Annotated in this window: 10 protein-coding genes and 1 tRNA gene; 8 read left to right on the forward strand and 3 right to left on the reverse strand. The window is 63.5% G+C overall.

From position 1 onward, the window contains the following. Positions 1 to 5 precede the first annotated feature (5 nt). From C1A35_RS02305 to C1A35_RS02315, 3 genes are all read left to right on the forward strand, one after another. Entirely contained in the window at positions 6 to 962 is a 957-nt protein-coding gene (locus tag C1A35_RS02305) for a DUF2950 domain-containing protein (protein WP_104662731.1), read from the forward strand. A gap of 5 nt (positions 963 to 967) precedes the next feature. Then, complete coding sequence (locus C1A35_RS02310; RefSeq protein ID WP_104662732.1) at positions 968 to 2200, forward strand: hypothetical protein; 1233 nt, start codon at positions 968 to 970, stop codon at positions 2198 to 2200. 155 nt (positions 2201 to 2355) lie between these two features. Continuing rightward, positions 2356 to 3069: a VOC family protein gene (locus C1A35_RS02315; RefSeq protein WP_199772837.1), complete on the forward strand. Its 714-nt coding sequence runs from the start codon at positions 2356 to 2358 to the stop codon at positions 3067 to 3069. 80 nt (positions 3070 to 3149) lie between these two features. On the opposite strand, the gene C1A35_RS02320 is transcribed toward C1A35_RS02315, so the two are convergent. Both C1A35_RS02320 and C1A35_RS02325 read right to left on the reverse strand, forming a co-directional pair. Then, positions 3150 to 3225, reverse strand: a tRNA-Thr gene (locus C1A35_RS02320). A 76-nt stretch (positions 3226 to 3301) separates the two neighbouring features. Beyond that, on the reverse strand, positions 3302 to 4312 hold the full coding sequence (locus C1A35_RS02325; RefSeq protein WP_104662734.1) for an NAD(P)H-dependent flavin oxidoreductase: 1011 nt from the start codon (positions 4310 to 4312) through the stop codon (positions 3302 to 3304). 342 nt (positions 4313 to 4654) lie between these two features. Here C1A35_RS02325 and C1A35_RS02330 point away from each other — a divergent pair, with 342 nt between their 5' ends. Beyond that, complete coding sequence (locus C1A35_RS02330; RefSeq protein ID WP_104662735.1) at positions 4655 to 5887, forward strand: biotin transporter BioY; 1233 nt, start codon at positions 4655 to 4657, stop codon at positions 5885 to 5887. An 86-nt stretch (positions 5888 to 5973) separates the two neighbouring features. Here the strand turns inward: C1A35_RS02330 and ppk2 are convergent, their stop codons facing one another. Beyond that, positions 5974 to 6870, reverse strand: coding sequence for a polyphosphate kinase 2 (gene ppk2 / locus C1A35_RS02335; protein WP_104662920.1), 897 nt, complete (start codon positions 6868 to 6870; stop codon positions 5974 to 5976). 184 nt (positions 6871 to 7054) lie between these two features. Here ppk2 and phoR point away from each other — a divergent pair, with 184 nt between their 5' ends. The 4 genes from phoR (at position 7055) to pstA (ending at position 12496) form a co-directional block, all read left to right on the forward strand. Then, complete coding sequence (gene phoR, locus C1A35_RS02340; RefSeq protein WP_440271488.1) at positions 7055 to 8368, forward strand: phosphate regulon sensor histidine kinase PhoR; 1314 nt, start codon at positions 7055 to 7057, stop codon at positions 8366 to 8368. 195 nt (positions 8369 to 8563) lie between these two features. After that, complete coding sequence (locus tag C1A35_RS02345; RefSeq protein ID WP_104662736.1) at positions 8564 to 9598, forward strand: substrate-binding domain-containing protein; 1035 nt, start codon at positions 8564 to 8566, stop codon at positions 9596 to 9598. 94 nt (positions 9599 to 9692) lie between these two features. Next, positions 9693 to 11177 carry a phosphate ABC transporter permease subunit PstC gene (gene pstC, locus C1A35_RS02350; protein WP_104662737.1) on the forward strand — a complete coding sequence of 495 codons (1485 nt, stop codon included), beginning with the start codon at positions 9693 to 9695 and terminating at the stop codon, positions 11175 to 11177. After that, entirely contained in the window at positions 11174 to 12496 is a 1323-nt protein-coding gene (pstA, locus tag C1A35_RS02355) for a phosphate ABC transporter permease PstA (protein WP_104662738.1), read from the forward strand. The genes pstC and pstA overlap by 4 nt, the downstream gene beginning before the upstream one ends. Position 12497 lies beyond the last annotated feature (1 nt).

Here is a 12497-nt window from a genome sequence, read left to right on the forward strand (position 1 = left end):
CGAAAATGACCAAGCGCGTACATAGCCTGCTCCTGTCCTCCTTTGCCGCAGTCGTGCTCGCCGGCGGTTCCGCGGCGATCGCTTCTGCGCAGGATGCCGCGGCGCCCACGCCGCTTTCCGACTATGCGGCCGCAAGCGATCCGCCGGTGTTCGACACGCCGGAACAGGCGGTCGACGCGTTCAAGGCGGCCGTCGGTTCGGGCGATTTCGCCAAGCTTGCAAATCTGGTGGGGCTGGATGCCGAAAAGGCCAAGACAAGCGACGGCGTCATGGACGCCTATGCCGATATCCAGGCAGGTGTGAAGAAGAAGGTGGCGGTCGAGGATGTCGAGAACCGCAAGGTTCTGGAGATCGGCGAGGTGCTCTGGCCCTTCCCGTTCCCGATCGCCAAGGGCGACGACGGCAAATGGGCCTTCGACACCTATACCGGGCTCGAGGAGATCGCCAATCGGCTGGTCGGGCGCAACGAGCTCGACACGATCGCCACGGTTCGCGCCTATGTCGAGGCGCAGGAGGACTATGCGCTCGAGGACCACGACGGCGACGGTGTTCTCGAGTACGCGCAGAAGCTGATCAGCAGCGAAGGCAGGACCGACGGGCTCTACTGGCCCGCGGCCGAGGGCGAGCCGCAAAGCCCGGCCGGCGAAGCGCTCGCTGATGGTGCGGTGCTTGCCAAGGCCCAGGCCGGCAAGGGCTATTTCGGCTATCGCTATCGCGTGCTGACGAGCCAGGGCGACAACATCGCCGGCGGCAAGTACGACTACATCATCAACGGCAACATGATTGCCGGCTTCGCCCTGGTCGCCTGGCCGGTGCGATACGGCGCGACCGGCGTTCACACCTTCGTCGTCAACCGCAACGGCACCGTCTACCAGGCCGATCTCGGCGACAAGACCGAGAGCGTTGCTCACGGAATCCGGCAGTTCAATCCGAACGACAACTGGCAGGTCGTGGAGGACTGACCACCATGAGCGGAGCGGACCCCGGCGACAAGGCACCCGGCAGCGACGCGGCGGATGCCGCGCCGGCGGCCCGGCAAGGGAAGATCGCCGAGTATCTCGCCTCCCACGGCGGGCCGTTCTTCGAGCTCCAGGCGCGGCTGAAGCTGCTGCGCGCCAACGCCCTGCAATCGGGCAGGAGGGCCGTGCTTTTCGTTGCGCTTGCCTGGGGCGTTCCCTTCCTGCTCGGCGTGCCGGGCAGCTTGTCGCTTGATCACGGCCAGGGCGCCTATCTGACCGACCCGGGTGCCTGGGCGAGGTTCTTCATTGCCATTGCCGCCTTCGTGCTGGCCGAGCAGCAGGTCGAACGCGGCCTGCGCATCAAGCTCGGACAGTTTTCGCGCGCGCCGCTCATCGCTCCGACCTCGATGCCAACAGCCGCGCGCGCGATTTCCGATGCGCTGAAGCAGCGCGATTCCGGGCTTGCCGAAACCGTGTGCCTGGCTCTCGCCGCGGTCGCCGCGCTGCTGTCTTTCCTGAACTTCCACGGAGCGGACGTTTCGTCCTGGGCCGTCGAGCATTCGAGCGAGGGCAACAGGATTACCGCGGCTGGCTGGTGGTCGATCTGCGTCAGCCTGCCGCTCTTCGTCTTTCTGTTCCTGCGCGGCGTCTGGCGGCATCTCGTCTGGGCGCGGCTCTTGCGCAGGATCGCCCGGCTGGAGCTTCGCCTGGTCGCCACCCATCCCGATGGCAAGGGCGGGCTCGGCTTTCTGTCGCAATATCCGAACGCCTACATGTTCTTCGTCTTCGGCATGAGTGCTGCGATCGCCGCCGCGGTCATGAAGCACCTGCTGCAGGAGACGCTGTCGATGACGACGTTCAGCATGATCATGAGCGGCTGGCTCGCGATCGTGGTTGCGTTCTTCGCCTATCCGCTGTCGGCCTTCTCGAAACCACTGGCGCAGTTGAAGGAAAGCGGGCTCCTGATGCTCGGCGTCCAGGCGACGCGCTTCCAGCGTGCCGCCGAGCGCAAGGTGCTCGGCCGCAACGTGGCCGCCGATCCGGGCCCGGAACCGGAGGAGGAACTGGCCGACCCCGGCAAGCTGTTCGACGCGACCAACAAGCTCTCGACCATGCTCATCAGTCGCAGCGCGGTCGTGCCGGTCGCCGCCGCCGCCCTCATCCCCTTCGCCGTCGCAGGAGCAACGAGGCTGCCCTACAAGGAAGTGTTTTCGGTCTTGAAGAAGCTGTTGCTGCTGTGACGCGACGTCACGTCGCCCGGGAGGGCCTTACGCTGATCGAGCCCGGCTTGTCTGATTGGATTTGTCGCGGCGACGTTCGAAACAGAAAATCCGGCCGTCCGTGGGCCAGGATTGGGAGGGGTATTGACCTCAACTAAAGTTGAGGTCGTATCACCTTGTCCGATAGAGCCAATAGTCATGCGACGGGATCGGACTTCATGCACATCTCCAGACTGATATTGCCTGCGTCCGATGTCTCCGGAAGCGCAGCCTTCTTTCGCGACGTCCTCGATTTGCAGACGGCCGGGAACTCCATCCGGGTGGGTCGCAGCGAAATCCAGCTGATCCCTGCGGTCGAAGAAGCACCGCGCGGCGTGCATCTGGCCTTCAACGTACCCTTTGAGCGCTTTGACATGGCCGCCGCATGGTTGAAGGGGCGGACACCTCTCCAAAGGGAGCCGGGTGGAGACGAGTGTTTTGCCCTTGAGGGAGATTGGCAATCAAGGTCGATCTACTTCGACGGCCCCGACAATGCCGTGCTTGAATTGATCGGCCGCCGCAGGCTGATCGATCCTGCGGGCAAGCGACCGTTCAGCGGTGCTGAACTGTCCTGCCTCAGCGAGGTCGGTGTCCCATCCGACGATGTCGAGGGTATGGTGGCCGAGGCAGTCTGGACGTTTGGCGTCGGAACGATCGGGCCAGCCTCGTCCAGTTTTGCCGCCATCGGCAATGACGAGGGCATGCTGATTGCCGTCGATCCGAACCGGGCTTGGTTTCCGGAAAAGCGTCAACGCCCCGGCGCCAATGGACTGGAGATTTGGGTGAACGACGTGAAGTCACCTGGAACTATGTCTGATGCCAGGCACGGCTGGAAAGTCCGGGCAAGATAGGGCAGATCCCGGCTGCTTGGCTGACGACAGGAAGCGGTGCTTACGCTCTCCGGCGAATGCGCTCTGATTTTCAGGGAGAATGGTGCCGCTTACGTGACTCGAACACGTGACCCCATCATTACGAATGATGTGCTCTACCGACTGAGCTAAAGCGGCCCGGAGGCCGTTCCGCGGAAGCCCGCGGAACGAATGTGAGGCGCTGATAAACGCAAAGCGCCAAGATTTCAAGCCATCAGTTTCGAGAAGTTGAAAATTCCTTGTTGGTGGCCGCGAGCGGCATGGCGTTCAGGCCGAGGCGGGTGCGCGCCGCGTCGTATTCGCGCTCGAGCCGGTCGACCAGGCGGGCGACGGACGTCACTTCCTTGACCGCGCCGATGCCCTGGCCGCAACCCCATATGTCCTTCCAGGCCTTGGCGCCGTCGGTCGCCGCGGCGAAATCCATCTTCGACGGGTCCGCCTCGGGCAGATTGTCCGGGTCCATGCCGGCGGCCGAGATCGAGGGCTTCAGGTAGTTGCCGTGAATGCCGGTGAAGTAATTGGAGTAGACGATGTCGGCGGCGTTGCTGTCGACGATCATCTGCTTGTAGGCGTCGCTGGCGCGCGCCTCTTCCGTGGCGATGAAGGGCGAGCCGATATAGGCCATGTCGGCGCCCATCGCCTGCGCCGCCAGAATGGCGCCGCCGGTCGAAATCGCGCCGGAAAGAAGCAGCGGCCCGTCGAACCAGGAGCGGATTTCCTGGATGAGCGCAAAAGGAGAAAGCGTGCCCGCATGGCCGCCGGCGCCGGCGGCAACCGCGATCAGCCCGTCCGCACCCTTGCGGATCGCCGAATTGGCGTGGCGGTTGTTGATGACGTCGTGAAGCACGATGCCGCCATAGGAATGGATGGCGGCATTGACCTCTGGCACCGCGCCGAGCGAGGAGATGACGACCGGCACCTTGTACTTGATGCAGAGCATCAGGTCCTGTTCGAGCCGCGCATTGGACTTGTGGACGATCTGGTTGACGGCAAAGGGCGCGGCCCGCCGGCCCGGATTCTTCGCGTCGTGATCGGCCAACGTCTCGGTGATCTCGGCCAGCCATTCGTCGAGCTGCGACTGCGGTCGGGCGTTCAAGGCGGGGAAGGCCCCGATCACGCCGGCCTTGCACTGCGCGATTGTCAGCTTCGGGTTGGAAATGATGAACAGGGGGGCGCCGACAACCGGCAGTCTCGTCGTTCCGGAAAGAATTGGCGGAAGCGGCATCGGTTTCTCCATCCCTCGGTAAGGCGCGCCAAAGTTTTGACGTTTGCGTAAACGTCAAAATAGATAGCAGCAAGTTTGCCGCTTGCAAAGGGTGGTTTTGGCGGCGATATCGCCGCCGCTTTTGTGCCGATGCCCGGTGAAGGACAGCGTTTTCCCCGGCCTTGGCCGGTCGCGCCGGTCGCCGGACTTGCGGATTCGGACAGCAGCGGTTACGCAATTGTTAACAAAACCAACGGCGTGCCTCCAGATTTAACCGTTATGCCCTTGCGGTTGGATCGAGGATGGCGGTCAGCTGCGGCGCGCCGGCAGGTCCAAAGCCCTGCCTACACAGAAGGACGTGATGTGAGCGGACTTGAGACTGCGATCAGAAATGCGCTTGAGCGCTCCGATCGCGCCAATGCGGAAACGCGGGCGCGCATCTATCAATCGGCCCGTCAGGCGCTCGAAACCGGGTTGCAGAAACAGGGGATCGAGGACGTCAACGTCATCGCCCAGCAGCGTCATCGGCTCGAGGCCGTCATCCACGCGATCGAAACGGAGGAGAGGGCGGCGCTAAGGACGCGACAGCCCGCGCCCCCGGTGGCCAGCCTCGACGATGCCGCGCGGGCGCGCGGGCCGGTGCAGCCGCGGGTCGAGCCGCAAGTCCGGTCACAGCCCCAGACGCAGGCCCAACCCCAACCTCAGGCCGAGACTCCGCCCCAGAACCAGCCCCAGGCACCAGCGGCCGGTCGCAGGGAGCCCGGGTTTGCCGCCGACGCGCCGCGCCAGGCGGCGAGCGACGGCGGGCTCGGCGGTCTGCGCGCCGATCGCGACGGTCCTGTGGTGTCGACGCGCGCCGCCGCCGAAAGCACGGCGAATGCAGGCGAGGCGGCCAGCCTCGCGCCCGCGGTGCGCGGAGATACACGCAAGCGCCGGCGCAAGCGCAGCCGTCTTCTGTCCTTCACCATGGTCGTCCTGACGCTCGCCGCCGCGGTGGGAGCCGCTGCCTGGTGGGTGCAGACCAACGACCTGCTGAAATCCGCCGCCGAGCGCGACACGAATGTCGCCAATCCTCCGGCATCGGTCGCATCGGAAGACTTCGATGGAGCGGCCGGATTGCGGACGCTCGGCGCGCAGCAGGGTTTTACCGGTGATTGGGTCGAGGTCTTCACGCCCACGGAAACGGGCGCGATCGCGCCCGGCGCGCAGGCAAAGGTCGAGCCCGTGGACGACGAAGGCGGACGACGCGTGCAATTGACATCGGCGGTCGCCGACACGGAAGGGGATGTCACCATCGAAATCCCGGCGACGGTTCTGGCGGAACTTTCCGGCAAGACGTCGACCCTCGCACTGACCGTGCAGGCTGAGCCCGGCAAGACCACCGAGTTTGCGGTCGAATGCAACTTCTCCTCGCTCGGCGAATGCGGCCGCCACCGCTTCACCGTACATGACGAGCGGCTCGACATGCTGTTCAAGATCACCTTCGACCGCAGCCTGGCGCCGAACTCGCCCGGCCAGATCGTGATCAACAGCGATATCAGCGGCGAGGGCAAGAGCCTGAGCCTCTACGCCATCCGCGTTCTGCCGGGGCAATAAGGCCGGCTGTCAAAGCGTTGCAGACGGGCCGGCGGGTACTGCCTGCCGGCCCGTCTGCTTCCCGTCGGTTCCAATAGGGCTGGCGTCTACTTCAGGAAGCCGGGGCCGGACCCGATGATCTTGTCATCGACCTCGCCGATCGCGCCCTTGTCCTTGCCGTCGTAATCGAACGAGGAAAGGATATGGCGGAGCAGGTTGAGCCGCGCCCGCCGCTTGTCGTTGCCGCGCACCACCGTCCAGGGCGCATGATCCGTGTGGGTCGCCTTCAGCATCTCGTCGCGCTTGGCGGTGTAATCGTCCCACTTGTTGAGTGCGGCGATGTCCATCGGCGACAGTTTCCAGATCTTCAAGGGATCGTGGCGGCGATCGTGGAAGCGCTTGAGCTGCATCTCGCGGCCGATATTGATCCAGAATTTGAAGAACTGGATGCCCTCGTGCACGATCATCTTTTCGAAGCGGGGAGCCTGCTTCAGGAATTGCTTGTGCTCATCGGGCGTGCAGAAGCCCATGACCGGCTCGACGCCGGCGCGGTTGTACCAGGAGCGGTCGAACAGCACGAACTCGCCCGCGGTCGGCATGGTCGCGACATAGCGCTGGAAATACCATTGCCCGCGTTCGGTCTCCGTCGGCTTGGTCAGCGCGACAACACGCGCCCAGCGTGGGTTGAGGTTGCCCATGGTGGCGTGGATGGCACCGCCCTTGCCGGCAGCGTCGCGGCCCTCGAACAGCGCCATCATGCGTTTGCCGGTCTTCTGCTGCCAGAGCTGGACCTTGACCAGTTCGACCTGAAGCGCTTCCAGCGTCTCGGTATACTCTTCCTCGTCGAGCTTCTTCTTGTAGGGGTAGTCGTCCGAGGAGAAGGCCTCGTCGTCGATCCACTTCGGCAACTCGGGATTGTCGATGTCGAAAACGCGGCTCTTGCCGCCGATTTCGAGTTCCACAGCGCGGTTTTCCACCTTGTCCGTCGTCTCCGTCACCGCCATCGGTTCGCCCTTTCGGCTTGGCGCAGGGGCCCGAAAACCGGCTTCGATCATCGGATGGATCATGCGCGTTTTCAAACTTTCGGACCCGCGCACGCCGCCGGATGAGTAGAGCGCGCGCGACCCGATTTCGTTGGAGGAGGCCATAATTGCGTTGCGGATTCAAGCCGGTCGTGAAAATCATGTCATGAAGGATCGCTATTCCTCGGCCATTTTGGTCCGGGAGGAAAAGAAAGTGATTCATGAGGATGTCGAGGTGGACGGTTCGAAAGCGTTCTGGCGGGACCTGCTGCCCAGGCTGAAAGCGGAGCGTTGGCTGCTGGGGCTCACCGTGCTCCTGGCAATCCTGGCGACCTTTGCCGGCATTCATTTCCTCATCGTGCTGCCCTTCTGGATCGTCCTCGTGGCAGCACTGCTCAACCGGAGCGCGCCGGCCTCGGTGATCCTGAGCCCGGCCAAGGCGGTGGTCGCTGTCGGCCCGGCGAGTGACCCGCTCGTGCCCGCCTTGAATGCGCTCGACATGCCGGTCCTGGTGATTGCCGCCGACGAGACGGTGGTTTTCCAGAACGTCGCCGCTGAAAAGGCCTTCGGCACCATCCCGCCAAACACCTATCTCGCCGCAAAGGTGCGCTCGCCCGGCATCCTCGACATGGTCCGCGAGACGATGGCGACCGGCAAGGCCAACCAGATCGAGCATAACGAGCAATTGCCGTCCGACGCCGTCTATGTGGTGCGGGTCGCTCCGGCCGAGATTCCGGGCGATGGGCCGGGCAAGCGGATTTTCCTGCTGACCTACCGCGATATCTCCCAGGCGCGCCGGATCGACCGCATGCGTTCGGATTTCGTCGCCAATGCCAGCCACGAGTTGCGCACGCCGCTGGCGTCGCTGCGCGGATTCATCGAAACCCTCCAGGGCCCGGCGCGCAACGACCTGAAGGCGCAGGAGAAGTTCTTCGGCATCATGCATGAGCAGGCAACGCGCATGAGCCGCCTGGTCGACGATCTCCTGTCGCTTTCGCGATTGGAGTTGCGCTCGCATATCGCGCCGGAAGATCCTGTGGACCTTGCGCCGTTGCTCGGCCATGTCCGCGACAGTCTGCTGCCGCTCGCCAGGGATCTCGACGTTACAATCACGCTCGAAGTTCCCGAGAGCCCGGTGGTCATAGAGGGTGATCGCGACGAACTGATCGAGGTTTTCGAGAACCTGGTCGAGAATGCGTGCAAGTACGGCCAGGAGGGCAAGAAGGTCGATGTCCGCCTGAGCGGCGGAGAGGGCGCGCAGGCGGAAGTGATCGTCCGGGACTATGGCCCGGGCATTCCGGCCGAGCATGTTCCGCGCATCACCGAACGGTTCTACCGGGTCAATGTCGAAGCGAGCCGCTCAAAAAAGGGCACCGGTCTGGGCCTTGCCATCGTCAAGCACATTCTCACCCGGCATCGCGCCCGCCTCCTCATCCATTCCGAGGTCGGCAAGGGTACGACCTTTACGGTCCGCTTCTGACATATTGGTGCGGGAAAAGCCGGAACTGTTTATTTTTCATTAGCATTTTCAATGACATGAGCTGTCATAAATGTTTCGTCAAACTGACATAAAAGGTGTGGCCATCGGCAGCTAGTTAGGGGCAGCCGATAAGACGGCGAAGAGCGCTGCAACGCTTGGCGCACACCAACACAAGCCCATTCCGGGAGAACTTTTATGAAAGCTCTTAAACTCACTGTCGCGGCGCTGGTAGCGTCTGCCGCATTTGCCGGCGCAGCCGCAGCTCGCGACCAGGTTCAGGTCGCTGGCTCCTCGACCGTTCTTCCCTACGCCAAGATCGTCGCCGAGACGTTCGGCGAGACCTTCCCCGACTTCAAGACCCCTGTCGTCGAATCCGGCGGTTCGTCCGCTGGCCTCAAGGAATTCTGCAAGGGCGTCGGCCCTGACACCATCGACATCGCCAACTCCTCGCGCAAGATCAAGGACAGCGAAGTCGAGGCCTGCAAGGCCGCCGGCGTGACCGAAATCCAGGAAGTCAAGATCGGCTATGACGGCATCGTCTTTGCGACCGACGCCGGCAATGCCGACCTCGCCCTGAAGCCGGAAGACCTCTACAAGGCGCTCGCCGCCGAAGTTGTCGTCGACGGCAAGATCGTCGCCAACCCCTACAAGAAGTGGTCGGAAGTCAATTCCGCCCTTCCGGCCGTCGAGATCGCCGCATACATCCCGGGCGAAAAGCACGGCACCCGCGAAGTCTTCGAAGAGAAGATCCTGGCCGCAGGCTGCAAGAACGCCGGCGCGGTTGACGTGATCAAGGCCGCCGTTGCCGACGAAAAGCAGCAGCACAGCAAGTGCGTCGCCGTTCGTAAGGACGGCCTGGCTGTCGACATCGACGGCGACTACACCGAGACGCTCGCCCGTATCGCTGCCAACAAGAACGGCATCGGCGTCTTCGGCCTGTCCTTCTACGAAAACAATGCCGACAAGCTGAAGGTCGCGACCGTCAACGGCATCGTGCCGTCGACCGAAACGATCGCTTCCGGCGAGTATCCGGTTTCCCGCCCGCTGTACTTCTACGTCAAGAAGGCACATCTCGGCGTTATCCCGGGCCTCAAGGAATATGTTGAGTTCTTCCTCGACGACCAGATGATCGGCCCGGACAGCCCGCTCGCCGAATACGGCCTGGTTGCCGCTCCGGATGCCGAGCGCGAAGAAATCCGCAAGGCCTTCTCGGCCGGCAACATGCTCTGATAACGACAAGCCCCGGCGCGAGGTCCTTGCGCCGGGGCATGCCTTCATTCGATTGGCCGGCACCCATGACGGGCGATGCCGGGGAGACGTGCCGATGAGTACTTCGCTCCTTCTTTTGTTAATTGTTGTTATTGGTTTCATTGCCTATTTTGCCGGTCGCACCCGTTCGTTGGCGCTCTCCGGCGGCAAGCTCTCCAACCTTCATTCCCTGCCGGGCTATCACGGTAGCTACGTCGCCATCTGGGCGATGCTGCCGGCGGCACTCGTTCTCGGCGCCTGGCTCATTGCCGCTCCCGTCTATATCGATGGAAGCACGCGCGCGACCCTGCCGGATACCGTCCAGAGCCAGGGCCCTGCCGCCGTGCAGCTCGCGCTCGGTCAGGTCAAATCCGTTGCCGGCGGTCTGCTGCGCCTGAGCGGCGAAGAACTCGCAGCCCTTGAGAGCGGCTCCGCCAATCTGCGCGCGACGCTCGCGTCCAAGGGCGTCGCCCTTGCCGGCGAAGGCGATCCCTACATGGTCACCGTCGCCAAGCACTTCAACGCAATGACTGCGACCAACCGTTGGCTGATGACGGCCGCCGTTTTGTTGATCGCGGTTGCCGGCGGCGTCTACGCCATCCGCAACGTCGCCGCCCGTTTCCGCGCCCGCAACCAGGTCGAACGCGTCATTCTCGGCTCGCTGATCGTCGCGTCCTCCATCGCCATCCTGACGACGGTCGGCATCGTTGCCTCGATGCTGTCGGAAGCCGGCCGCTTCTTCACCATGGTCTCACCGCTCGAGTTCTTCTTCGGCACCGTGTGGGATCCGCGCTTCGCAGCCGCAGGCAGCGGCGGCGCTTCCGGTCAGTTCGGCCTGATCCCGCTTCTCGCCGGCACGCTCTACATCGCCTTCGTCGCCATGCTCTTTGCGGTGCCGATCGGCCTCTTCGCCGCCATCTACATGGCGGAGTATGCCAGCCCGCGCCTGCGTTCGACGGCCAAGCCGTTGCTCGAAGTGCTCGCCGGCATCCCGACGATCGTCTACGGTTTCTTCGCGCTCGTCACCGTCGGTCCGTTCCTGCGCGACATCTCCGCCCAGCTGAACGGTCTCCTCACCGGCGACTACCAGAACTTCATTCAGGCGCAGAGTGTTCTGACCGCCGGTATCGTCATGGGCATCATGCTGATCCCGTTCGTGTCGTCGCTCTCGGACGACATCATCACCCAGGTGCCGCGGGCATTGCGTGATGGTTCCCTCGGTCTCGGCGCAACCCGTTCGGAGACGGTCAAGAAGGTCATTCTTCCGGCAGCGCTTCCAGGCATCGTCGGCGCTCTTCTCCTGACCGCATCGCGCGCCGTTGGCGAAACCATGATCGTGGTGCTGGCCGCAGGCGTTGCAGCGCGCATGCAGATCAATCCCTTCGAGCCGATGACGACGGTGACCGTGAAGATCGTCAACCAGCTGACCGGCGACCTCGAGTTCACCTCGCCGCAGACGCTGGTGGCCTTCGCACTGGGCATCACGCTCTTCGTCATCACGCTCGGCCTCAACATTTACGCGCTCTACATCGTGCGCAAATACCGGGAACAGTACGAATGACCGACATCGCTTCCACGACCGTCCGGATCTCCGCCCGTCCCGAAACCGCAAAGCGCGATATCGGCATCAAGCGTCGCTATGCTGCCGAACGCCGGTTCCGCGCCTATGGCATTGCGGCAATCAGCACCGGTCTCTTCTTCCTGGCACTCTTGCTGTGGACCGTCATTTCCAACGGCTACACCGCGTTCCAGCAGACGACGATCACACTGCCGATCGAGTTCACCGAAAAGGTCGTCGACCCCAAGGGCGAACGCGCGACCGATGGCAAGGTGCTGTTGACCGCCAACTACCCGCTCCTGGTGCGCGATGCGCTCGTCAAGCAGCTCGGCATCGATGCGAGCAAGCGGCCGCAGGTCAAGCAGGCGACCGACATGGTCTCTGCGAGCTCCCGCACGCTTCTGCGCGACATGGTCGTGGCCGACCCGTCGATCATCGGCAAGACGGTCCCCGTCACGCTGCTCGCCGAAGCCAACATCGACTCCGCCTTCAAGGGCCAGATCGACCTCAAGGTCGATGAGAGCAAGCGCAAGGTCAAGAACCAGCAGGTCACCTGGATGAACCAGCTGGCGGAAGCCGGCGTTCTGAAGAAGAGTTTCAACACCGGTATCTTCACCTTCGGCGCCTCCAGCCGTCCTGAAGCGGCAGGCGTCGGCGTCGCGGCCCTCGGCTCGTTCTACATGATGCTGATCGTCCTGGTGCTGTCGCTGCCGATCGGCGTCGCCGCCTCGATCTATCTCGAGGAGTTCGCGCCGAAGAACCGGCTGACCGATCTGATCGAGGTCAACATCAACAACCTCGCGGCCGTTCCGTCGATCGTCTACGGCCTCCTGGGTCTCGCCGTCTTCATCAACTTTGCCGGCATGCCGCGCTCCGCGGCCGTGGTCGGCGGCTTCGTGCTGACGCTGATGACGCTGCCGACGATCATCATCGCCACCCGCGCGGCGCTGAAGGCGGTCCCGCCGTCGATCCGCTCGGCCGCCCTCGGTCTCGGCGCGTCGAAGATGCAGACCATCTTCCACCACGTGCTGCCGCTGGCGATGCCGGGCATCCTGACCGGAACCATCATCGGTCTTGCGCACGCGCTTGGCGAAACCGCGCCGCTGCTGCTGATCGGCATGGTCGCCTTCGTCGTCGACTATCCCGGTTCGCCTATGGAACCGTCGACAGCGCTGCCGGTGCAGATCTACATGTGGGCCAACGAGGCGGAACGCGCCTTCGTCGAGCGCACCTCCGGCGCGATCATCATCCTTCTCATCTTCCTCGTCGTCATGAACCTTGGCGCCATTCTGTTGCGACGTCGCTTTGAGCGCCGTTGGTAGT

Source organism: Ensifer adhaerens (assembly GCF_002940685.1).
Classification (GTDB): Bacteria; Pseudomonadota; Alphaproteobacteria; order Rhizobiales; family Rhizobiaceae; genus Ensifer; species Ensifer adhaerens_E.

What these genes read in the sequence shown, in the direction of transcription:
- phoR (WP_440271488.1), top strand. Translation starts at nt 7,055, where the DNA reads ATGAAGGATCGCTATTCCTCGGCCATTTTGGTCCGGGAGGAAAAGAAA.
- C1A35_RS02310 (WP_104662732.1), top strand. Translation starts at nt 968, where the DNA reads ATGAGCGGAGCGGACCCCGGCGACAAGGCACCCGGCAGCGACGCGGCG.
- C1A35_RS02305 (WP_104662731.1), top strand. Translation starts at nt 6, where the DNA reads ATGACCAAGCGCGTACATAGCCTGCTCCTGTCCTCCTTTGCCGCAGTC.
- pstC (WP_104662737.1), top strand. Translation starts at nt 9,693, where the DNA reads ATGAGTACTTCGCTCCTTCTTTTGTTAATTGTTGTTATTGGTTTCATT.
- ppk2 (WP_104662920.1), bottom strand. Translation starts at nt 6,870, where the DNA reads ATGGCGGTGACGGAGACGACGGACAAGGTGGAAAACCGCGCTGTGGAA.
- pstA (WP_104662738.1), top strand. Translation starts at nt 11,174, where the DNA reads ATGACCGACATCGCTTCCACGACCGTCCGGATCTCCGCCCGTCCCGAA.
- C1A35_RS02325 (WP_104662734.1), bottom strand. Translation starts at nt 4,312, where the DNA reads ATGCCGCTTCCGCCAATTCTTTCCGGAACGACGAGACTGCCGGTTGTC.
- C1A35_RS02345 (WP_104662736.1), top strand. Translation starts at nt 8,564, where the DNA reads ATGAAAGCTCTTAAACTCACTGTCGCGGCGCTGGTAGCGTCTGCCGCA.